The sequence below is a fragment of the Streptomyces sp. NPDC004031 genome (assembly GCF_053604375.1).
Map to the genome: position 1 here is coordinate 185,899 of NZ_JBSGHL010000005.1, position 20,335 is coordinate 206,233.

General features: G+C 75.0%; 19 protein-coding genes. 10 read left to right on the forward strand and 9 right to left on the reverse strand.

Annotated features, from left to right (window positions below; translation table 11 throughout):
- Positions 1-54 precede the first annotated feature (54 nt).
- Positions 55-1,605 carry a class I adenylate-forming enzyme family protein gene (locus tag ACWERV_RS04950; RefSeq protein ID WP_452928873.1) on the reverse strand — a complete coding sequence of 517 codons (1,551 nt, stop codon included), beginning with the start codon at positions 1,603-1,605 and terminating at the stop codon, positions 55-57.
- 330 nt (positions 1,606-1,935) lie between these two features.
- A complete protein-coding gene (locus ACWERV_RS04955) occupies positions 1,936-2,355 on the reverse strand; it encodes an organic hydroperoxide resistance protein (RefSeq protein WP_452928876.1) in 420 nt (139 codons plus the stop codon).
- Positions 2,356-2,437: 82 nt separating this feature from the next.
- Between ACWERV_RS04955 and ACWERV_RS04960 the strand changes: the two genes are divergently transcribed.
- From ACWERV_RS04960 to ACWERV_RS04970, 3 genes are all read left to right on the forward strand, one after another.
- Positions 2,438-2,884 carry a MarR family winged helix-turn-helix transcriptional regulator gene (locus tag ACWERV_RS04960; protein ID WP_398189258.1) on the forward strand — a complete coding sequence of 149 codons (447 nt, stop codon included), beginning with the start codon at positions 2,438-2,440 and terminating at the stop codon, positions 2,882-2,884.
- Between the two features lie 204 nt (positions 2,885-3,088).
- Positions 3,089-4,306 (forward strand): serine hydrolase domain-containing protein, encoded by a 1,218-nt coding sequence (locus tag ACWERV_RS04965; RefSeq protein WP_452928879.1) that lies wholly within the window; start codon positions 3,089-3,091, stop codon positions 4,304-4,306.
- A 231-nt stretch (positions 4,307-4,537) separates the two neighbouring features.
- A complete protein-coding gene (locus tag ACWERV_RS04970; protein ID WP_398189252.1) occupies positions 4,538-4,786 on the forward strand; it encodes a WhiB family transcriptional regulator in 249 nt (82 codons plus the stop codon).
- Positions 4,787-4,803: 17 nt separating this feature from the next.
- On the opposite strand, the gene ACWERV_RS04975 is transcribed toward ACWERV_RS04970, so the two are convergent.
- Both ACWERV_RS04975 and ACWERV_RS04980 read right to left on the reverse strand, forming a co-directional pair.
- On the reverse strand, positions 4,804-5,670 hold the full coding sequence (locus ACWERV_RS04975) for a sulfurtransferase (protein ID WP_452928882.1): 867 nt from the start codon (positions 5,668-5,670) through the stop codon (positions 4,804-4,806).
- A gap of 95 nt (positions 5,671-5,765) precedes the next feature.
- Positions 5,766-6,560: an SDR family NAD(P)-dependent oxidoreductase gene (locus ACWERV_RS04980; RefSeq protein WP_452928884.1), complete on the reverse strand. Its 795-nt coding sequence runs from the start codon at positions 6,558-6,560 to the stop codon at positions 5,766-5,768.
- A gap of 178 nt (positions 6,561-6,738) precedes the next feature.
- Here ACWERV_RS04980 and ACWERV_RS04985 point away from each other — a divergent pair, with 178 nt between their 5' ends.
- Positions 6,739-7,353: a dihydrofolate reductase family protein gene (locus ACWERV_RS04985; RefSeq protein WP_452928887.1), complete on the forward strand. Its 615-nt coding sequence runs from the start codon at positions 6,739-6,741 to the stop codon at positions 7,351-7,353.
- A 19-nt stretch (positions 7,354-7,372) separates the two neighbouring features.
- On the opposite strand, the gene ACWERV_RS04990 is transcribed toward ACWERV_RS04985, so the two are convergent.
- Entirely contained in the window at positions 7,373-7,648 is a 276-nt protein-coding gene (locus ACWERV_RS04990) for a hypothetical protein (protein WP_452928890.1), read from the reverse strand.
- A gap of 132 nt (positions 7,649-7,780) precedes the next feature.
- Here ACWERV_RS04990 and ACWERV_RS04995 point away from each other — a divergent pair, with 132 nt between their 5' ends.
- Both ACWERV_RS04995 and dmpI read left to right on the forward strand, forming a co-directional pair.
- Positions 7,781-8,728 (forward strand): LysR family transcriptional regulator, encoded by a 948-nt coding sequence (locus ACWERV_RS04995; protein ID WP_452928893.1) that lies wholly within the window; start codon positions 7,781-7,783, stop codon positions 8,726-8,728.
- 109 nt (positions 8,729-8,837) lie between these two features.
- Positions 8,838-9,026 carry a 4-oxalocrotonate tautomerase DmpI gene (gene dmpI / locus ACWERV_RS05000; RefSeq protein ID WP_398189234.1) on the forward strand — a complete coding sequence of 63 codons (189 nt, stop codon included), beginning with the start codon at positions 8,838-8,840 and terminating at the stop codon, positions 9,024-9,026.
- A gap of 43 nt (positions 9,027-9,069) precedes the next feature.
- Here the strand turns inward: dmpI and ACWERV_RS05005 are convergent, their stop codons facing one another.
- Both ACWERV_RS05005 and ACWERV_RS05010 read right to left on the reverse strand, forming a co-directional pair.
- Entirely contained in the window at positions 9,070-10,044 is a 975-nt protein-coding gene (locus tag ACWERV_RS05005) for a carbohydrate-binding protein (protein WP_452928894.1), read from the reverse strand.
- 42 nt (positions 10,045-10,086) lie between these two features.
- Positions 10,087-12,330 carry a CBM35 domain-containing protein gene (locus tag ACWERV_RS05010; protein ID WP_452928896.1) on the reverse strand — a complete coding sequence of 748 codons (2,244 nt, stop codon included), beginning with the start codon at positions 12,328-12,330 and terminating at the stop codon, positions 10,087-10,089.
- A 420-nt stretch (positions 12,331-12,750) separates the two neighbouring features.
- On the opposite strand from ACWERV_RS05010, the gene ACWERV_RS05015 reads away from it, so the two are divergent.
- The 3 genes from ACWERV_RS05015 (at position 12,751) to ACWERV_RS05025 (ending at position 16,588) form a co-directional block, all read left to right on the forward strand.
- The gene (locus ACWERV_RS05015) at positions 12,751-13,797 is read left to right on the forward strand and encodes a LacI family DNA-binding transcriptional regulator (protein ID WP_452928897.1); all 1,047 of its coding nucleotides are present in this window, start codon (positions 12,751-12,753) and stop codon (positions 13,795-13,797) included.
- Positions 13,798-14,026: 229 nt separating this feature from the next.
- Complete coding sequence (locus ACWERV_RS05020; RefSeq protein ID WP_452928900.1) at positions 14,027-15,283, forward strand: ricin-type beta-trefoil lectin domain protein; 1,257 nt, start codon at positions 14,027-14,029, stop codon at positions 15,281-15,283.
- Between the two features lie 93 nt (positions 15,284-15,376).
- Positions 15,377-16,588 carry an RICIN domain-containing protein gene (locus tag ACWERV_RS05025; protein WP_452928902.1) on the forward strand — a complete coding sequence of 404 codons (1,212 nt, stop codon included), beginning with the start codon at positions 15,377-15,379 and terminating at the stop codon, positions 16,586-16,588.
- A 129-nt stretch (positions 16,589-16,717) separates the two neighbouring features.
- Here the strand turns inward: ACWERV_RS05025 and ACWERV_RS05030 are convergent, their stop codons facing one another.
- Positions 16,718-16,915: a hypothetical protein gene (locus tag ACWERV_RS05030; RefSeq protein ID WP_452928904.1), complete on the reverse strand. Its 198-nt coding sequence runs from the start codon at positions 16,913-16,915 to the stop codon at positions 16,718-16,720.
- Between the two features lie 113 nt (positions 16,916-17,028).
- On the opposite strand from ACWERV_RS05030, the gene ACWERV_RS05035 reads away from it, so the two are divergent.
- Positions 17,029-18,309: an MFS transporter gene (locus ACWERV_RS05035; RefSeq protein ID WP_452928907.1), complete on the forward strand. Its 1,281-nt coding sequence runs from the start codon at positions 17,029-17,031 to the stop codon at positions 18,307-18,309.
- 25 nt (positions 18,310-18,334) lie between these two features.
- On the opposite strand, the gene ACWERV_RS05040 is transcribed toward ACWERV_RS05035, so the two are convergent.
- Positions 18,335-20,101 carry an ABC transporter ATP-binding protein gene (locus ACWERV_RS05040; RefSeq protein WP_452928909.1) on the reverse strand — a complete coding sequence of 589 codons (1,767 nt, stop codon included), beginning with the start codon at positions 20,099-20,101 and terminating at the stop codon, positions 18,335-18,337.
- Between the last annotated feature and the right edge of the window lie 234 nt (positions 20,102-20,335).

Genomic DNA, 20,335 nt, shown 5'->3' on the forward strand with positions numbered 1-20,335 from the left:
GCGCGGAAAAGGTGAGGAGAGGTGAAGTGAGGTGAAGTGGTGGAGGTGGGGCGGTCAGCCCGCGAGCAGTTCGCGTACGACCCGCTTGAGCGGTTTGCCCGCCTCGTTGCGTGGCAGGGCGTCCAGGGCGAGGATGCGGCCCGGGATCTCGTGCGCGGCCAGCCGCCCGGCGAGGTAGGTGCGCAGGGCGGCGGGGTCGAAGGAGGCCGCGTCGACGGGTACGACGGCGGCCCCGACGCTCATGCCGAGTACGGGGTGCGGCACCCCGACCACCGCGGTGTCGGCGACCGCCGGGTGCTCCAGCAGTACCGCTTCGACCTGGAGCGTGGAGACCTTGTAGGCACCGGACTTGATGACGTCGGACTCGCGGTCCACCAGGTGCAGGTAGCCGTCCTCGTCCAGGTAGCCGACGTCGCCCATCCGTACCCATCCGGCCCGGAAGACGCGCTCCCCGGCCGCGCCGTCGCCGTAGTACGCGCGCGGGGCGGCGGGCGAGCGCAGGTGGACGTCGCCGGTCTCACCGGGCGGCAGCGGGCGGCCGTCGGGACCGGCCACCCGTACCGATCCGGGGGCGGCCAGGCCCAGCGCGGTCGGCCGGGACGGGTCGTAGACCATCGCGGTCTGCGCGGGCGCCGCCTCGGTGGAGGTGTAGTAGTTGACCACGGTGGCGCGGGGGAAGGCCTCGGTCAGCGCGGTGGCCACGCTGGGCGGCAGTGCGGCCGCGGTGGAGCCGAGGAGCCGGACGCAGGAGAGGTCGTGCCGCTGCTGCACCCCGGCGTTGAGCAGTTCGGCGGCCATCGCCGGGACCACGAAGACGCTGCCCACCGACCGCTGCTCGATCAGCCGGGCGAACCGGCCGGGGGTGAAGCGGGTGGCCACCAGGGCGGCCGGGTGCGCGTCGAGCGCGTTGACCAGCATGGTCTGGCCCGCGTTGGTGCCGACGGCGAAGGCGTGCAGGAATTCCTCGGAGTGTTTCAGCGGCCGGTGCCGGGCTCCGGGCCTGGTCCCGTGCACGACGTTGCCGTGGGTGGCGAGCACGCCCATGGGCCTGCCGGTGGTGCCGGAGGTGTAGAGCACCTGGGCCGGGTCGTCCGGCCCGACCACGGGCAGACCGGCCGGGCCGGGATCGTCGGCGGCGAGTTCGGCGGTGGCCGCCGCCCACCAGGGGCCGTCCGGCACCGCGCCCGTGCCCGTGGCTCCGGCGATCACGCCGACGGCTCCGCAGTGCTCCAGCAGTCCGCCGGTCGCCTCGGCGGGGCGTCCGTCCGAGATCGGTACGGCGACCGCGCCCGCCCGGGTCACCGCGCAGTAGTGCACGGCGTAGTCCGGCCAGTCGCGCAGTCCGAACACCAGGCCGATCCGGTCGCCGGGCCGTACGCCGCGGGCGACCAGCGCCTCGGCGGCCGCGACGGAGCGGTCCCGCCATGCGGCGAAGGTCAGCGTGGTGCCGGTGTCGGTGCTGATCGCCGTCCGCTCCGGCTGCGCCGCGGCCCGCAGGTCGAGCAGCCCGTGCACGGTCCGCCCGTCCGCGGGGTCCGGTTCCGGCGGGCCGTCCCCGGCCTCCGCCGCCGCATCGAACCGGGCGCCGATTCTTCTGTGCTGCAAGGACCTTGACACTTCCCCCGGGCCTTTCCGTCCGGCCCCGAGCGCCCACACATGACACTTGGTCCAGACCTGACGGAAAGATTGGCATAGACCAACTAGGGGGTCAAGATTCCGCCGCGAACCGCCGGGAGGCCCGTGCTGGGCGCTCTCCGCGACGTGCGCCACATATTTCTGACGGGGCGCCAGGCAGCTCCTTCCGCCCCGGCGGCGCCCCGCACACGGCGGCGGGACCGGCGCGAGCAGGCCGGTTTTCGGCCACGCCGCCCCATGGCGGTCCCACGCACGAACGCCGGGCCGGGACACCGTCCCGGCCCGGCGTGGCGGCATGCGTCAGGCGTGCTCGACGACCAGCTCGACGGACATGTTGCCGCGCGTGGCGTTGGAGTACGGGCAGACCTGGTGGGCGGCCTCGACGAGCGCGGTGCCCTGCTCGGGCGTCAGCCCCGCGGGGAGCTTGACCCGCAGGACGGCGGCGAGGACGAAGCCCTGGCCCTCCGGGTTCTTGGACAAGGTCACCTCGGCGGTGATGGTCGCGTCGTCGGCGTTCAGCCCCTTGGTGCGGGCCACCAGCTTCAGGGCGGATCCGAAGCAGGCCGCGTAGCCGACCGCGAAGAGCTGCTCGGGGTTGGTGCCCTCGCCGTCGCCGCCGAGTTCCTTGGGCATGGCGAGCTGGAGGTCGAGACGGCCGTCGGAGGTGGTGGCGCGTCCGTCGCGGCCGGACGAGGTGGCGACGGCGGTGTAGGTCGGCATCACGAGGGTCCTCTCGTTTGATTGTGTGCAACTCAGTTGTACGCAACTTAATCGTGCGCTGTCAAACCTGTATCGTGGACGCATGGGACTCGTACCGGATGACCTGGCCTGCTTCGCCGTCCATGTCGCGGCACGCGAGCTCGACAACGCCTACCGGCGCGAGCTGCGGCCGCTCGGGCTCACGTATCCGCAGTACCTGACGATGCTGCTGCTGTGGGACCGCGACGGCCGCAGCGTCAAGGAACTGGGGGAAGCGCTGCGCTTCGAGTCCGGCACCCTCTCGCCGCTGCTCAAGCGGCTGGAGACGGCCGGGCTGGTGACGCGGGAGCGCAGCAGGACCGACGAGCGCTCCGTCCTGGTCCGGCTCACCGACGCGGGCCGCGCGCTCCGGGAGCCCGGCGAGGGTGTGGTGGAGCGGGTCTTCGGCGCCCTCGACTACAGCGCCGCCGAGGCCGCGCAGCTCCACGCGGGTCTGCGGCGGCTCGTCGCCGCCCTGGACGCCGCACCCCCGTCGCCCGCCGCGACCTGACCGCCCGCACCGGGCGCCCGCCCCGACGCCTACCCCGACGCCCACCTCGGGGGATGTCCCGGGGGACGGCCCGGGGGCTGTCCCCACCCCCGGCCCGGTGGCGGGCCGGATGGGCCGTGCGCCCGCCCGGCGGTTGACTCGGCACGTGCCCGCAGCGGGCACAACGGTCGGCAGCGAACGGGGAGTTGGGCCATGCGCGGGGCGATGACCAGGAAACAGGCGGTCGCGGTGACGGCGGGGGTGGCGGCGCTCACCGCCTCGGTGCTCGCGGCGGCGCCCGCAGGAGCGCGCGGCGCCGCGGACGGCCACGCGCGGGGCGGCGGCTACTCGGCGGCCGACCTGCGGCGCGACCTCGCTGCGGTCCGCGCGGCCGGCGGCGGGGACGTCAACGTGGTCGTCCGGGTGGACCGCGCGGGACAGGAGCCGCTGCGCGCCAGGCTCGGCACCGCGGGCCTCGGGTCGAAGGCGCCCGTCCCGTGGGACCCGGAGTTCCGGATCGCCAGCACGACCAAGACGTTCACGGCCGTGGTCGTCCTCCAGCTCGTCGCCGAGCACCGGCTGTCGCTGGACGACACGGTCGAGCACTGGCTGCCCGGCGTCGTCCGCGGCCACGGCAACGACGGGCGCCGCGTCACCGTGCGCGACCTGCTCCGGCAGACCAGCGGCATCTACGACTACGTCCAGGACCCGGACGTCCAGGACCGCATGGTGAACCACTTCGACGAGAACCGGTTCGACGACACCCCGCCCGAGCAGCTCGTCGCCATCGCCATGAGCCACCCGCCGCTCTTCGCACCCGGCGGCGGCCGGTGGGCGTACTCCAACACCAACTACCTGCTCGCCGCGATGATCGCCGAGAAGGCGGGCGGCGGGCGGAGCTGGCAGGAGCTGGTGGCGCACCGCGTCATCGCCCCGCTCGGGCTGCGCCACACCTACGTCCCCGGCACCAACCCCTACCTGGTCGGGCCGCACGAGCGCGTCACGGTCACCCTGCCGGACGGGACCGCCGCCGACCTCACCGAGCAGAGCCTCCAGCACACCGCGGACTCCGGGATCGTCAGCACCCCGGCCGACCTCGACACCTTCTTCCGCGCCCTCGTCTCCGGCAAGCTGCTGCCGCCCGCCCTGCTCACCGAGATGCGCACCACGGTCCCCTACGACGACCTGCCCGTGCCGCCCGCCGGCACCCAGGGCGGCTACGGCCTGGGCCTGCGTGTCGTCCCGCTCACCTGCGGCGGCACCTACGACATGCACGAGGGCGACGGCCTCGGCGTCTACGCCCGCCCCGCGGTGACCGCCGACGGGAGCCGCGCGGTGACGCTCTCCGTCACGACCACCACCGCCCTGATCGACCAGGAGAAGGTCGACCGCGCGGTGCAGACCCTCACCGACCACGCCCTGTGCGACGACCCCGCCTCGTGATCCCGCCGCCGCCCGCCCCGGACGACCGGACAGGCCCGGGGCGGGCGGCGGCATCCGGAGGATCGCGGCGGGTTCGGCTCCGCCGTCCCGGTAAGGCGAACGGTGGGACGGCACCGGTGTGTTCACCGTGACGGTCCGCGGGCAGCCGCAGGGGAAGCGGGAGGTGCCCGCCGGCCGCACGCACGCGCCGGCCGCTCCCGTACCGAAGGCGGACCGAGAGACGGAGAGCCGATGATCCCCGACTGGCAACACCGCGCCGCGTGCCGCGACGAGGACCCCGAACTGTTCTTCCCCGTCGGCACCTCGGGGCCGGCCCTGCTGAAGGTCGAGGAGGCGCGGGCCGTGTGCCGCCGGTGCCCGGTCCTGGAGACCTGCCGGCGGTGGGCACTGGACACCGGCCAGGACGCCGGTGTCTGGGGCGGGCTCAGCGAGGAGGAGCGCCGTACGCTGCGCCGCCGCGAGCGCCGCGCCCGCAGCTGAGGACCCCCGGCGGGGCGTCAGCGCGCGGGCCCGGTCTGGACGGGCCCGGTCTCGACGGATCGTGACGGGTCGCGGCTGTACGCGGACCAGCCGCCGACGAAGAGGCGGCCCCGGCCGATTCCGGTGTGCTCCATCGTCAGCAGGTTGTGGCATGCCGTCACCCCCGAGCCGCAGTAGGAGGCGACCAGCGGCGCGGTGTCCTGGTCGATCCCGGCGGCGGCGAAGCGGTCGCGGATCTGCCGGGGCGGCAGCAGGCGGCCGCGGTCGTCCAGGTTCTCCCGGCACGGGACGCTGCGCGCGCCGGGAACGTGGCCGGGACGCGGATCGACGGGGTCCTGCTCGCCCAGGAAGCGGTCCCGGTTGCGGGCGTCCACCGCCACGACGTCCCGGCCCGTCACGCCGTCGGCGTCCACCAGCACGTCGGCCGGCCACGGGCGTTCGGTGAAGACGGCTTCGGCGGGGGCGGGTTCGTACGGGGTGAGCGAGCCGGGGCGGGCGTCGAGGTAGGCGGCGAGGCCCCCGTCCAGGACGGCGGCCCGTCGGCCCGTGGTCCGCAGCATCCACACCAGACGGGCGGCGATCACACCGCCCTGGTCGTCGTAGGCCACCACGACGTCCTCGTCACCGATGCCCAGTGCGCGCATGCCCCGGCTGAAGACCCCCGGCGACGGCAGCGGGTTGCGGCCGCCCTCCGGTGTGGCGGGCCCGGTCAGCCAGCGATCCAGGTCCACGAACACCGCGCCCGGCAGGTGCCCGGTCTCGTAGGCGGCCCGCCCGGAGCGGCCGTCGAGATACCACCGCACGTCCGCCAGGACCACCCGTCCGGGCAGCGCGTCCAACTCCTCGACCCGCACGAACGGCGGGACATTCGCATGATCGGCCATGTGGGAACTCTAGCCGCGCGTCCACATGGTGAGCCAATATCGTCCACGATGCGGGACACCCGAGGGGCAGGATCAGGCCTCCCGGGCCGCCGGGGTCAGGGCAGGATCGAGTCGACATAGCCGCCGTCCACCCGGACGGCCCCGCCCGTCGTGGCCGTCGCGAAGTCGGAGGCGAGGTAGACGGCCATGTGCGCGATCTCCTCCGGCTCGATGAGCCGCCGCAGCAGCGACTGCGGCCGGTGCTCGGCCATGAAGACGCGCTGCGCCTGCTCCCACGGCAGGTCCCGGTCGACCAGGGAGTACACGAAGTCCTCGACGCCGCCGGTGCGGGTGGGCCCGGCGATCAATGAGTTGACGGTCACTCCGGTGCCTGCCGCGTCCTTCGCGAATCCGCGGGTGACGGCCAGCAGCGCCGTCTTCGTCATGCCGTAGTGGACCATCTCGGCGGGGATGACGACGGCGGAGTCGCTCGCGACGTTCATCACCCGCCCCCAGCCGCGGTCCTTCATGCCCGGCAGGTACGTCCGGATCATCCGCACCGCCGCGAGCACGTTCACCTCGAAGTACCGGCGCCACTCGGCGTCGTCGATCTCCAGCGCGGGGACCGCGCCGAAGACGCCGAGGTTGTTGACGAGGATGTCCGCGGCGGGCAGCGCGTCCGCGACCCGGCGGGCGCCCTCGTCGGTGGCCAGGTCGCCGGGCGCGGCGAGGAAAACGTCCTGCCCGGTCTCGTCGCACAGCTCGGTGACCGCCCGCCGCACGGATCCGGCGCTGCGGCCGTTGACCGCGACACGGGCCCCGGCCCGGCCAAGACCGGCCGCGATCGCGCGGCCGATGCCCTGCGTGGAGCCGGTGACCAGGGCGGTCCGGCCGGAAAGGTCGATGAGCATGCCGGTGTCTCCCGGTGGTCCGGGCGGCCCGCGGGCCGGGCCGCCAGGTTTCTCCTTCCCGGCCCGCCGCGGCCCGGACTCGGCCACCCGGGGGCTTTCGCCCGGGACCGCCGGGCGTTCCGCCACGGATGCCGGCGCGCGGCGATGAGTTCCGGCGCCGCCGCCGGTCCACCCCGGTATGACACGCATCGTCGCCGACATCTCGGTCTCCCTCGACGGCTTCGTCACCGGCCCCGGCGCAGGCCCGGACAGCGGGCTGGGCACCGGGGGCTCGGCCCTGCACGCCTGGGCCTTCTCCGACGACCCCGAGGACCGCAGGATCCTGGGCGAGGGGACCGTCCGCTCGGGCGCCGTCGTCCTCGGACGGCACCTCTTCGACGTGGTCGACGGGCCGCACGGCTGGGACGACGAGACCGGCTACGGCGCCGGCGAGGTCGGCCGGCCCGCGTTCGTCGTCGTCACGGGCGCGCCGCCCGCCTCCGTACGGCTCACCGACCTGGACTGGACGTTCGTCACCACGGGCCTGCCCGACGCGGTGGCCGCCGCGCGGGAGCGCGCCGAGGCGGCGTCGGCCGCGGCGGGCCGGGATCTCGACGTCGTCCTCATGGGCGGCGGCGCCACGGTCGGCTCGGCGCTCGCGGCCGGCCTCGTCGACACACTGTCGCTGCACCTGGCGCCCGTCGTGCTGGGCGCCGGCACACCGCTCTTCCCCGCCGGGGCAGGGTTCGCGCTCGTCCAGCGCGGGGCGGTGGTGACGGCGACGGCGACGCACCTGACCTACGACGTCCTGTGACACCGCCGCCGCACGGGCGTCAGCCCTTGCAGGCGGGGTCGGCGAGGACGATCGGCGCGGCCTCCCGGGTGGTGACGAACGCGCGGAAGCCCGGGGCGCCCGCGACGCACTTGGTGGCGATGTTCGCGAAGCCGTCGGGGAAGTTGGTGACGTTGGCGGGGCTGTCCTCGCCCCGGTGGTCGGCGACGGGCGAGTCGCCGGTGCCGCGTGAGTCGCTGGCGCATCCGGTGAGGGCGGCCACGGCGACGGCGATCGACGCGACAGCGGTCAGGTACTTCGTCGAACGGCGCTTCATCTCGACCTCGTCTCGGCAGGCGGTGGGCCCCCGCGGCCCCCGGCGGATGCCTTCAAGGACCTGCGGCGGAGCCCGCCGGTTCCGCCGGATAGCCTGGAAAGATCGTCGTCGGGTGAGAGGGGACGCGGCGGCATGGAGCTGCGCCAGATCCGCTACTTCGTGGCCGTGGCGGAGGATCTGCACTTCGGGCGGGCGGCCGAACGCCTCGTGATCGCCCAGTCGGCCGTGAGCACGCAGATCCGCCGGCTGGAGCGGGAGCTGGGCGTCGAGCTGTTCGACCGTTCGCCCCGGCACGTGCGGCTGAGCGAGGCGGGGCAGGAGTTCCTGCCCGCCGCCCGCGAGGTGCTGGAGGCCGCCCGGCGCGCGACGGGGGCCGTGGAGCGGTTCGTCGCCGACCGCGGCGCCACCCTCCGGGTCGGCACCAGCGCGGGCTTGGGCGAGCGTCTCGACCAGGTGCTGGAGGTCCTCCAGCGGGAGTCGCCCGGCACTTCGGTCGAGCTGTTCTCCGGCCCCCTCGACGTGCGGCTCGCGAGGGTCGCCGCGGGCGAGTGGGACGCGGCCTTCGCCCGGGGCGAGGTCGAGGTGCCCGAGGGCGTCCGCCTGCTGCCGCTGTGGCAGGACGAGCTGGTGGCGGCGCTGCCCGCCGGGCACGCCCTGGCCGGGCGCGGCACGCTCCCCCTCACCGAGCTGGCGAACCTGCCGCTGCTGCTGACGGAGCGGCGGAACAACCCGCCGCTGGTGGACCTCGTCGTCGGCGCCTGCCACGACGCCGGGTTCGAGCCGCAGCCCGGCCGCAGCCACGGCTCGCTCCAGGACAACCTCGCGTCCCTGGGCGCGGGCCGTTCGGCGTGGACGGTCGTGTACGCCTCCCACGCCGCCCAACTGCGCCACAGCCGGGTGGCGTTCGTCCGGGTGACCGACCCGGCCGGGCACCGGCTCGCGCTGCCCGGCGTGCTGGCGGTGCGCGGGGAGACCCCGGCGCACCGCCTCCGCCCGCTGCTGGACGCCTGCCGCGCCGTGGCGCGCGCCGACTCCGGTGGGAGCACCGGTCCCCTGCCGGGCGATCTCGATCCGAGATGACTGCGCGCTCGGACCGGGGCTGGGTGCGGGCCGCCGGAACGTGTGGACTGGGAGTCACCAGGAGGTCGCGAGCCACTCGGGGCGCGACCCGGAGACCCAGGAGGACATCATGCCCATCGTCACCGTGCAGCAGGGCCCGCGGAGCATCGAGCTGAAGCGCGAGCTGGTCGCCCGGATCACCGACGCGTTCGTGGACGCGCTCCAGGTCCCGGCCGAGAGCGTGCAGGTGTGGATCCAGGAGACGAGCCCGGAGAGCTGGGGGGTGGCGGGCAAGCTCACAGCGGATACCAAGAAGTAGCGCCCGGCCGGACGGCGAGACCCGGGGCCGCCCGGCCCCGGGGTCAGCCGTTGGCCGCCGTCCAGTCGCTGTTCGCGGCGGGGACGCCGAACCGCAGCGAAGGGCAGTCGAAGGCGGAGCCGGACGGCGGGGCGGACGACAGGGGGGCGTTCGCCGGGCCGGCGGGGGTCCAGGAGCCGTCGTAGAGCTGGATGCCGCTGCTCTCGACGACGGTGCCGTGCGTGGCGTCGCAGAAGTAGCCGCTGCCGGTGCCCGGGTTCACCGAGGTGTACACCTCGTAGGTGTCCCAGCCGAAGGTGAAGCCGCTCTTGTCGGTGCCGGAGCTGGTGAAGAAGGTGTCCCAGGACTGGTGCGCGTAGTTGTACAGGTACACCGTCCAGGTGTTGGCGGCGGCGTCGCTCTGCACCTCGTCCATGGTGTAGGCGGGGCGGCCGTTGACGGTCGTGGTGTAGGTGGCGAGGAAGGCCGCGTCCATGACGACGGTCTTGCCCGGACTGACCGAGCCGCACCAGTCCCACGCCCACAGCAGCGGGCCCTGGCTGTCGTAGGCCGTGGTCAGCTCGATGCAGGAGTTGCCCGGGGCCTTGGCGGTGGGCGCGTAGAGGTAGTCGCCGCCGGCGGGGCGGGTGCCCGGCAGGACACTCTGCGTGGCGACGAGCCCGTTCGGGCCGTTGCTGGGCATGTAGACGCCCCAGTCGGTGTGCAGCTGGCCCTGCGCGGCCGCGGCGGGGGACGTCCGCGCCCCGGCGGAGCCGTGCGTCCGGCGCTGCCGGGCGAAGGCGGTGGCCGCGGGCCCCGCGAGCCGGACGGCGGCCGGGCCGGTGGCACCGGGCACGGTGCCGGTCACGGGGGCGAGGGCGCCGGGCGAGCGGTCGGCGTTCGCGGGGCGGGGCAGCAGGGTGCGGGCGGCGGCGGGGGCCGCCTGCTGCGGGGCCTGGGCGGCGGCGACGGGGGTGCCGCCGGTCAGGGCCAGCAGCAGTGCGGCGCAGCCGAGCAGGGGTGCGCGGTCCAGACGCATGGACGGCCTCCTGTGGGGGGGTGGGCGGAGGGCGGCGGACGGTCAGCCGGGGGCGAGGACTCCCCAGTCGAGCTCGGCGTAGCCGTCGCCCTTGCGCAGCACGATGTGGTTGACGCCCTGGGCGAGGGTGACGCGTACCGAGGACTGCGCTTCCAGGCGGTCCTGGACGGCGGTGCCGAGCCATCCGCCGGTGGGCTGGTAGGACATGCTGCCCGCGGCGGCGCCGTTGACCAGGACCTGGTGGGTGGCGGCCGCGGTGGTGCCGTCGGCGTAGCCGACGGTGAAGCGGTACGTGCCGGCGGCCGGTGCGGTGACGGCGAAGTCGACGGCGCTGTCGGCGTTGTCGATGCCGCCGACGTAGTCCGGGAAGCCGTTGTAGGCGAAGGGGTGGATACCGGCGTCGGTGACGGCGGCGTACTCGGCCTCGTAGCGGTGGGTGTCGGGGCGGATGTCGACGGAGTCGAGTTCGGCGTAGCCCGTGCCCTTGCCGAGGGTGACGGTGTTGGTCCCGGCGTCCAGCAGGACCCGCGTCCAGACGGTGTGCGGTTCGGTGTCGAGCCAGCCGCCGGTCGGCGGGTAGCCGACGGGCTGCTCGGCGCGGCCGTCGACGGTCACCGTGTGGGTCGCGTCCGCCGTGGTGCCGTTGGCGTAGCGCACGGCCATGGTGTAGATCCCGGCCGAGGGCGCGGTCACGGTGAAGGCGACCGAGGAGTCGGGGTGGTCGATGCCACCGACGTAGGCGTGGCCGGACGCGAGCGCCGCGTCGGAGCCGTTGTGCAGGACGGCGTCGGTGCTGCGCGCCTGCTCGGCCTCGTACGTGGTGGGCTGGGTGTCCGGCGCGGCGGCCGGGGAGAGCGTGACGCGGTAGCCGTCGTACTGCTCCAGGCCGCGCAGCGGCACGGTGAGGTTGCCCGAGCCGTCGAGCGTCATGGTGGTGTCGAGGACGCGGTAGCCGCCGGTCTGCGGGTCGCCGCCCTGCTCGACGCTGGCGTGGGCCGCGTTCGGGTCGCCGGTCCAGTGCGCGTCGTCCACCCGGACGCGCACCTGGGGGCCCAGGCCGCGGGCGGCGACGCCGAGCAGCCGCACGTCGAGGTCGGTGGTCTCCCCGCCGACCAGCAGCGTGACCGTGCGGCTGCCGGGGTCGAAGGACGCGACGCCGTCCGCGGCCTGGTAGTGGCGGGTGTCCCAGCGGCTGACCGCGAGCTGGTTGCCCTGCATCTGGTGGTACCAGTTCTCGAACCACCAGCCGGCGTTGGGCGACAGCTGCCCGCCCGGTGTGCGCCGCAGGGTGTTCCCGAGCAGTCCGACGTTGGTGTACGTGCCCATGGAGGCGGCGTCGATGCCGTACCGGGCGAACTCGGCCCAGTGCTTGACCATCGTGCCGGGGACGCCCTCGAAGTCGCCGCTGCCCGGCCCGTACTCCTCGACGACCACCGGCTTCGGCGCGCCCGGCAGTCCGAGCTGCTGCTCCAGCGGCCGGTAGTAGTGCGTGAGCGACTCGGGTACGTCGCCGGGGCTCGGGCCGAGGCTGTGCCAGCCGATGACGTCCGGGACCGTGCCGGTGTTCATGGCGTTGACCAGGAACGCGCGCATCCGGGGCTGCCGGTCGGCGGACTCCCAGGGGTTGTAGTGCTCGTAGTTGGGACCCATGGTGCGCAGCGTCGGGTCGATCGCGTGGATGCGCCGCACCGTCTGCGTCCACAGCCAGTTGACCTTGTCGTCGTACGTGGCGCCCTGGACCTGCGGGTCGGTCATGAAGGGGCTGCTCGCCGAGGTGCCGAGCTTGTTGTCCGGCTCGTTGAGCGGCGCCACCGCGTAGACCTGCGAGCGGTACTTCTGGACGGACCGGGTGGCGCTGTCCACCTTGCCCAGCCAGTCGGCCAGGCCCTTCCAGACGTACGGCCAGCCGCCCATCAGGTCGTTGTAGCGCACGATCATCCGCACGCCGGTGCCGCCGAGCTTGCCCGCGACGCTCTCGGTGGAGGTGGGGTACGAGGTGTCGCCGTCCAGGCTCGCGTGCTGGGCCAGCAGATTCTGCGTCTGCGCGGCCAGGGAGGCGGGGGTGTCGGGCTGCGAGGCGACGCCGAAGAGCGAGCCGAGGCCGGGCTTGGCCATCGGTCCGCTCTGCGCGCCGGTGTCCACCGTGATCACCTCCGGCGCGGCAGCCGCGGCCGCCGCCGTACCGGCCGGGTGCGCCGCGACGCCGGGGGCGGCCGGGAGCACCAGGCCCAGGGCGAGACCTGCGGCCGCGGCCGCCTTCCACCACACGCGTCTCACGTATCCCACGAGCCCTCCCGGGTCGTCTGCCGGTCGCCGGTATGAAGTCACGTCCCGCGGTGCCGGGTCAAGGCACCGGAGCGGCTTGAAGTCTTCAACCGGTGGCAACGCCGCAAGGCGTTGCGGACGGCATGTGCGCAGGTAGCGGGCGCGAAACTCGGTGACGGGACGGCCCGGGTCCCCCGCCGGGGCGGGCCTGCCGGGGCCCGGCGGACGTCCAGGGGCCGGTGAACGGTGAACTATCGGAGTGTTTCCGGTCACCGCCCGCAGCCCGCACGCGGTCCATGTCCCGTCATGTCCTGGAGCGAGAGCGGCAGTTGGGGCGTCGTGCCTCTTGACGGCGGTGTCCGGCGTCCCTACGGTCCGATGGAAACTGTCGCAACTTTCCGAGCGTCCCTCTCCCCCCACTCCTCCGGACGCGGAGCGCGTATGCAGCCCTATCCCGGCGCCCGGCAGCGGGACGCCCTTCTCACCAGCCGGATGATCGCCGTCGAGGCAGGGGTGTCCACGGCCACGGTCTCCAAGGTGCTCAACCGCCGCCCCGGGGTCTCCCCCGCCACCCGGGAGCGCGTCGAGCAGGTGCTCTCACGGCACCGGGACAGCCGGCGGCCGTCCCATCCGCCGCCGGGGCTGATCCTCGACCTGGTGCTCAACGACCTGGACAGCCAGTGGTCGGCCCAGGTCGTCGCGGGCGCGTGCGAGGTGCTCCAGGCCGCCGGGGCCACCATGGCGGTCAGCGGCCTGCAGGCGGAGCCCGCCCGTACCGCCGCCTGGCTGGGCCAGTTACGCGACCGGCGCTGCGACGGTGTAATCCTGGTGGCCAGCGAGCCCACCCCGCGCCAGCACCTCGCACTGGCCTCGCGCGGCCTGCCCGTCGTCGTCATGGACCCGGTGGGCGCGGTGGACGCCGGGGTGCCGACGATCGGCGCGACCAACCGGGCTGGCGCCATCGCCGCCACCGAGCACCTGCTGGCACTCGGCCACCGCCGCATCGCGCACCTGGCCGGGCCGAGCCACTTCCAGAGCAGCAGGGCCCGCGCCGACGGCTTCCGCACCGCGATGGAGCGCGCCGGACACGAAGTGCCGCACGGCTGGCTGCGCTTCGGTGCCTTCGACACCGCTGCCGGGCGCGCCCAGGCCCTCGCGCTGCTGGACGACGCCGCCCGCGCCGGGCAGCCGCCGCCCACCGCGATCTTCGCCGCGAGCGACCACCAGGCGCTGAGCGTGTGCACCGTGCTGCGCGAGCGCGGCCTGCGGGTGCCGGACGACGTCAGCGTGGTCGGCTTCGACGACCTGCCGCTGACCGCGCACGGCCAGCCGCCGCTGACCACGGTCCGCCAGCCGGTGCGGGAGATGGCCGCGCTCGCCGCCCGGACGCTGCTGCGGCTCGTCGCCGGGGAGACCGTGGACCCGCCGCGGGTGGAGGTGCGCACCCCGCTCGTGGAACGGCAGAGCACCGCCCCGCCGCCCGGCTGAGGGGCCCGCGGGCGGGCGGACGGCCGGGCGGGTTTCGCGGTTGTTTCGCCCGCGGGCCTGCACGGAAGGGCCCGGGAAGCGGTTTCCGGGCCGCCGGGGTGCACTTCTTCAACGCCGCCCGGCCCGTTGACCCGGTGCGCGGCGGCATGGATTCATACCCCTCGCGGATTGCGCCCCCTCCCTGGGGCGACGCTCCGCGCCGCGACCGTCCCCGACCGTGGAGGTCCTCGTGAAACGCGCAGCCCGCAAGTCGGCCGCCCTGCTGGCGGCGGCCCTGTGCCTGCTGGTGTCGTGGGCGGGCTCGCCCGCACGGGCGGCCGCCGCCGCGCCCGGCGCCCCGCTGGTGACGTTCAAGGTGCTCTTCCTGATCTACCCGCACGTACGCGTTCCCGGCCAGCCGGCCGCCGACCTCAGCGGCGCGATGCTGTCGGCCGCGCAGACCGCGGCGGGCACCACCTGGCCGCAGTCGGTCGCCGACTACACCGGCGGGCAGGTGCGGGTGGTGCCCACCGTGGTCGTCGTCCCGCACGACCTGACCACCAACGAGCGCTACCGCGGCGGCAACGACCCCTCGGTGTGGCCGAACGTCTGGCCCGAGGACGTCCCGCAGGACGTGGCCGCCTACGTGCAGCCCGCCGGGCGCTACGACTCGGTGATCGTGTGGGACGCGAGCGCCGACTACCACAACACCACCGCGGGCGGCGGTGCCCGCACCACCACGGCCCAGGTCACCTGGTCCACCCAGGGCAACCCCGGCACGCCGGACGGCTACGGCTACGGCGGCGACATGCTCGCGGGCACCAAGCACGAGTGGCTGCACGGCCTGTCGCAGTACTACTTCGACGAGAAGGGCCTGCGCTCACGCGCCCCGCAGTGCGCCGACGACCCCAGCCACGTCGACGGCGTGCACTGCGGCGAGGAGTACGGCTACGTCCGGACGCAGGGCGGCTACGACAACTGGAACCTCTGGTACAAGGACTTCCTGAACGGCGCCGTCGCCGGCGGCTCGCTCGGGCTCGGCCCCACGGCCTGGGCGAAGGGCGTGCCCCGCGCCCGCTTCGGCGGCGCCCTGGACGGCTCGGACGCCGCGGGCACGCTCGTCGGCCAGGGCAGCGGCAAGTGCCTGGACGTCTACGGCGGCGGCACCGCGAACGGCACGCCCGCCATCATCTGGGGCTGCCACGGCGGCGCGAACCAGCAGTGGCAGGTCGGCGGCGACGGCACCCTGCGCAACCCGGTGTCCGGCCGCTGCCTCGACATCCAGGGCGGGCCCTCGGCCACGGCCAACGGCACCAAGGTCGGGCTGTGGGACTGCACCGGCGGCACCAACCAGCAGTGGCGGGTCGGCGGCGACGGCACCGTACGCAACCCGGCGTCCGGCCGCTGCCTGGAGGTCGCCGGCGGGACCGGCGAGAACGACGACGGCCGGCCGGTGCAGATCTGGGACTGCTGGGGCGGCGCCAACCAGAAGTGGACCCCACGCTGACGCCCGCCGGGCCCGCCTCCCCCTGACCCCGGCCCGGCCCGCCAGGGCCGGCGACCGGTCCGTGCCCCACCACCGACCCCGAGGAGACCGTCCGTGACCGTGAACGTCCACCTGCCGCGGCCGCTGCGCCGCGCGGCCGCCGCACTGGCGGTGCTGCTGCTCGCCGCGGCGGCGGCCCTGGTCCATCCGGCCGCCGCGCGCGCCGACACGCAGATCTGCGACCAGTTCGGCAGCACGTCCATCGCCGGCGGGCGCTACATCGTGCAGAACAACGAGTGGGGGGACACCTCCCCGCAGTGCATCAACGTCACCGGCAGCGGCTTCGCCGTCACCACCGCGAGCCACAACGTGCCGACCAACGGCGCACCGGCCGCCTACCCGTCGATCTACGCCGGCTGCCACTACGGCAACTGCTCCTCGGGCAGCGGACTCCCGCTCCAGGTCAGCGCGTTCGGCAACCCGGAGACCACGGTCGCCTACCACACCTCGGGCGGCTCCTGGGACGCCGCGTACGACATCTGGTTCGACTCCTCCCCCAGCCCCGCCGGGCAGAACAACGGCGCCGAGCTGATGATCTGGGGCAGCCACTCCGGCCCGCCGCAGCCCGCCGGGAGCAAGGTCGGCACCGCCACCCTCGAGGGCGCCACCTGGGACGTGTGGGAGGGCCGGCTGTCCAACGGCGGCATCTCCTGGAACGTGATCTCCTACGTGCGGCAGCAGACCACCGGCAGCCTCGACGTCCACATCAAGGACTTCACCGACGACATCACCGGCCGCGGCTACATGAGCAGCGCCTGGTACATGACCAGCGTCCAGTTCGGCTTCGAGCCGTGGGTGGGCGGCACGGGACTCGGCGTCGACAACTTCACCTTCACCACCAGCGGTTCGGGCGACGGCGGGGGCGGCGGCACCGGCAGCACCATCGTCGGCCAGGGCAGCGGCCGCTGCGTCGACGTCGACGCGGCCGGCACCGCCGACGGCACCGTGGTCCAGCTGTGGGACTGCAACGGCACCGTGGCGCAGAAGTGGAACCGTGTCGGCAACACCTTCGTCAACCCGAACTCGGGCAAATGCCTGGACGTCTCGGGCGCCCGCACGGGCAACGGCACGATCGTCCAGCTGTGGACGTGCCTGAACAACACCGCGCAGCAGTGGGTCGTCAACGGCAACGGCACCTTCGTCAACCCGAACTCCGGCAAGTGCCTGGACGCCACCGGCCAGGGCACCGCCAACGGCACCCGGTTGCAGATCTGGGACTGCTACGGCAGCGGCACCCAGGCCAACCAGGTCTGGTCCCTCAGGTGACATCCGCCCGGCGGACCGGCCGGACCGGGCCGGCGCCCGGACCGGACCGACCGGCCGCCGGGACGCGAACGCCGTCCCTCCGCTCCCCGGAATCCCGGGGCGGGGGGACGGCGTGACGTGCCGCGCGGGTCAGCGGTGGTAGCCGTCGCCCATCGCCGCCGCGTTGTGCACGGTGCGCGCGTCGTGGAAGGAGCGCTGGTGCTCCGCCTCCGCGCGGTGCAGGGCCTCGGCACGCAGGTCGCCGCGGGTCGAACTGCGACGGACCAGCGTCACGACGCAGGCGACCAGTGCGAGAAGAACGGCAGCCGCCGCGAGAATCATGGTCATGAGCACCCCCGTGCCTGGCGGGCCCGCTCGACGGGCCCCGGACATTCGAGCGTAGCCCCTCGGGGCACCGGCGCGGAGCAGTATCGGAAAATACCCCTGTTAGCCTGACCTGCGTGTTCAGGAAGCGAGCGGGGCAGCGGACATCCGGAGGGCCGGATTCCGGCGCGCAGCGCGCCCTGATCGCCGCCAGTTTCGTCAACCGGGTGGGCAACGGCCTCTTCAACACCGCCGCCATCCTCTACTTCACGCTCGTGGTGCACCTGCCCGCCGCGCAGGTCGGGGCGGGTCTGACGATCGCCGGCCTGTGCGGGCTGGCGGCCGGTGTCCCGGCGGGCAACCTGGCCGACCGCCACGGGGCGCGCACGGTCTGGCTGGTGACCCTCGCCCTCCAGGCCGCGACCATGGCGGCCTTCGTCCTCGTCCACAGCTGGTCCGCGTTCGTCCTCGTCGCCGTGCTGGACCGGCTGGCGGGCACCGCGAACGGCGCCGCGAGCGGGGCACTGGTCGCGCGGGTCGGCGGCGACCGGCCCGCCGCCTTCCGGGCGCGGCTGCGCACCTTCGTCAACCTCGGTGTCGTCACGGGCACGCTCGGCTCGGCCGCCGCGATCCAGATCGACACGCGCGCCGCCTACACCGCGCTGATCCTCGCCAACGCCGCGAGCTTCGCGCTGTCCGCGCTGATCGTCCTGCTGCGGGTGCCCGACCGGCAGCCGCCGCCCCGGCCGGTCGAGCACCGCCGGTGGTCGGTGCTCGCCGACCGGCCGTACGTGTCCTTCGTCGGCCTCTACAGCGCCATGGGCCTGCAGTACCAGGTCGTCTCCCTGCTGCTGCCGGTCTGGCTCATCTCCCACACCGACGCGCCGCGCTGGTCCGTGGCGGCGGTCAACGCGACGAACAGTGTCGTCTGCGTGCTGCTCCAGAGCAGGCTCGGCTCCCGCGTGGAGACCCCCGGGCAGGGGGGCCGCGCCTTCCGGCTCGCCGGGCTGATGTTCCTGGTCAGCTGCCCGCTCATGGCCCTGACCGCGGACGTCCCGCGCTGGGTCGCCCCCGCACTGGCCACCGCCGCGGTCGTCGTGCACAGCGTCGGGGAGGTGTGGGAGTCGTCCGCGGGCTTCGCGCTGGGCTTCGGCCTGGCGCCCGACCACGCCCAGGGGCAGTACCAGGGCTTCCTCGGCATCGGCTTCGACGCGGGCCAGGCACTCGCCCCGCTGATCCTGACCGGCGCGGTCCTCGCCCTCGGGCACGGCGGCTGGCTGCTGCTCGGTGCCTTCTTCGCCGTCCTGGGCGCCGCGGGGCCGCCGCTGGCGGCGTGGGCCGGGCGGACCCGCCCCGGGCAGCCCGCCGCGGACGCGCCGGGCGCGACCGGACCCGCGGTGCCGGCCGCCGACCGCTGACGGCAATCCGCGCCCGGCCCGCCCGTCACCCGGGCGCGGCGGCGTGCTGGTCCGACCAGGCCCGCCACAGCTCGGCGTAGCGGCCGCGGCGGGCGAGCAGCTCGTCGTGCGACCCCTGCTCGACGACCGCCCCGTCGTGCAGGACGAGGATGCGGTCGGCGGGCCGGGCCTGCGTCAGGCGGTGGGCCACGACGAGGGCCGAGCGGCCCTCGACCGCGGCGGCCGCGGCCTTCTCCAGCACGTGCGCGCCCGCCGACCCGGCCTCGGCGGTGGCCTCGTCGAGCACCACGAACCAGGGGTCGCCCAGCACGACCCGCGCCAGCGCCAGCTGCTGGACCTGGTCGGCCGCGAGCCGGTGGCCCTCCGCCCCGACCACGGTGTCCAGGCCGCCGGGCAGCGCGGCGGCCCAGCCGTCCGCGAACGTGGCGGACAGCGCGTGCCACAGCTCCTCGTCCGCCGCGCCGGGCCGGGCGAGGGTGAGCGCGTCCCGGAGCGTCCCGGCGAAGGCGTGGGCGTCCTGGGTGACCAGGAAGACCCGGGAGCGCGCGCCCGTCCCGGCCGGATCGTAGGGGGTGCCCCCGTACGTCACCGTGCCGGCGGCCGGACGGAGCACCCCGGCGGCGACGGCCGCGAGCGTTGTCTTGCCCGCCCCGGTGGCGCCGACCAGGGCGACCCGCTCGCCGGGCGCGATCCGCAGGCAGACGTCGCGCAGCACCGGGCGCCCGGGGACGTACGCGTGGGTGATGCCCTCCAGGACGACCTCGCCGCCCGGGAGTTCGGCGGCCGGGTCCGCGGCGGGCGGCGCGGGCATCGCCGCGATGCCGACGAGCCGGGAGAGCGCGGCACCGATCTCCAGGAAGCGGCCGAAGCTGAAGAGGATCCCGCCGACCGGGCCGAACAGCCGCAGGAAGTACAGCGCCGCCGCGGTGACGGCGCCCACCGAGGTGAGGTGCGCGCGCACCAGCACGAAGCCGAGCACCAGCACGCCGGACAGTCCGGCGAATTCGACGAGGTTGTGGCGCATGAGCAGGCGCAGCGACAGGCGGTAGACGCCGACGGAGATGTCGGCCGCCCGGCCGGAGGCGTCGGCGACCCGGCGGACCAGCAGCGTGCCGATCCCGAACGCCCGAGCCGTCGGGGCCGCCTCGATCCCGCCGAGCAGCGCCTCGGCCCGGCGGCCCTGGGCGATCCGCTCGTCGCGGCGCAGCGGCGCGGCGCGCGGCAGGTACCAGCGCAGCCCGGCGCCGAAGAGCGGCCCCGTAGCCAGGACGGCCAGGCCCAGCCGCCAGTCGAGCGCCAGCGTGCCCGCGGCGGTCAGGGCGACGGCGACGGCCGAACCCACGACCACCGGCACGGTGTCGCGCAGGCCCTGCGAGACCGTGCGGACGTCGTCCGAGAGCCGGGAGAGCAGGTCGCCGGTCGTCGCCCGCTCGACCCGGTCGGCGGGCAGGTGCAGCGCGCGGTCCAGCACGTCCTCGCGCAGCCCGGCGAGCGCGGGCTCGCCGACCCGGGCCAGCGCCACCGGCGCCGCGGCCCCGGCGAGCGCGCCGACCACGGTGGCGACGCAGATGAGCACGGCCTGCGGGAAGACGCCGCCGCGCCCGGAGACGACGTGGTCGACGACCGTCCCGACGGCCCAGGGCGGTACGAGCCCGGCGCCGCTCGCCAGCAGCATCGCCCCGACCGCGGCCGACGTGCCCCACCGGTCCGACGCCGCGGCACGCAGCAGAAAGGCGTAGGTCTCCCGCCGCCCCCCGGTCGGCAGCAGCTCCCCGCTCACGTCATCCCCCACGGCGATCCCCCTCCCCGCACCCGCCCGCGCTCACCGCGGCGACCCCCGCCCGACGTCCGTCCCGGCACCGGCGCCAGACGGCCCCGCGCCCCGGCACACGCCCGCCCGCGAAACCTGTCCCGTAGCCCCTCCCCGCGAACGCCCGCTCCCTCGCCCGGCCCAGCACCACGTCCCCCGGCGACTCCGCGCACCGGCCTCGGGCGCCCCCGGCCCCCGCCCGCCCCGGGCGCCGCG

What these genes read in the sequence shown, in the direction of transcription:
- ACWERV_RS04960 (WP_398189258.1), top strand. Translation starts at nt 2,438, where the DNA reads ATGGGACTCGTACCGGATGACCTGGCCTGCTTCGCCGTCCATGTCGCG.
- ACWERV_RS04955 (WP_452928876.1), bottom strand. Translation starts at nt 2,355, where the DNA reads ATGCCGACCTACACCGCCGTCGCCACCTCGTCCGGCCGCGACGGACGC.
- ACWERV_RS04990 (WP_452928890.1), bottom strand. Translation starts at nt 7,648, where the DNA reads ATGAAGCGCCGTTCGACGAAGTACCTGACCGCTGTCGCGTCGATCGCC.
- ACWERV_RS04995 (WP_452928893.1), top strand. Translation starts at nt 7,781, where the DNA reads ATGGAGCTGCGCCAGATCCGCTACTTCGTGGCCGTGGCGGAGGATCTG.
- ACWERV_RS04965 (WP_452928879.1), top strand. Translation starts at nt 3,089, where the DNA reads ATGACCAGGAAACAGGCGGTCGCGGTGACGGCGGGGGTGGCGGCGCTC.
- ACWERV_RS04985 (WP_452928887.1), top strand. Translation starts at nt 6,739, where the DNA reads ATGACACGCATCGTCGCCGACATCTCGGTCTCCCTCGACGGCTTCGTC.
- ACWERV_RS04980 (WP_452928884.1), bottom strand. Translation starts at nt 6,560, where the DNA reads ATGCTCATCGACCTTTCCGGCCGGACCGCCCTGGTCACCGGCTCCACG.
- ACWERV_RS05015 (WP_452928897.1), top strand. Translation starts at nt 12,751, where the DNA reads ATGCAGCCCTATCCCGGCGCCCGGCAGCGGGACGCCCTTCTCACCAGC.
- ACWERV_RS04975 (WP_452928882.1), bottom strand. Translation starts at nt 5,670, where the DNA reads ATGGCCGATCATGCGAATGTCCCGCCGTTCGTGCGGGTCGAGGAGTTG.
- ACWERV_RS04970 (WP_398189252.1), top strand. Translation starts at nt 4,538, where the DNA reads ATGATCCCCGACTGGCAACACCGCGCCGCGTGCCGCGACGAGGACCCC.
- ACWERV_RS05005 (WP_452928894.1), bottom strand. Translation starts at nt 10,044, where the DNA reads ATGCGTCTGGACCGCGCACCCCTGCTCGGCTGCGCCGCACTGCTGCTG.
- dmpI (WP_398189234.1), top strand. Translation starts at nt 8,838, where the DNA reads ATGCCCATCGTCACCGTGCAGCAGGGCCCGCGGAGCATCGAGCTGAAG.
- ACWERV_RS05030 (WP_452928904.1), bottom strand. Translation starts at nt 16,915, where the DNA reads ATGACCATGATTCTCGCGGCGGCTGCCGTTCTTCTCGCACTGGTCGCC.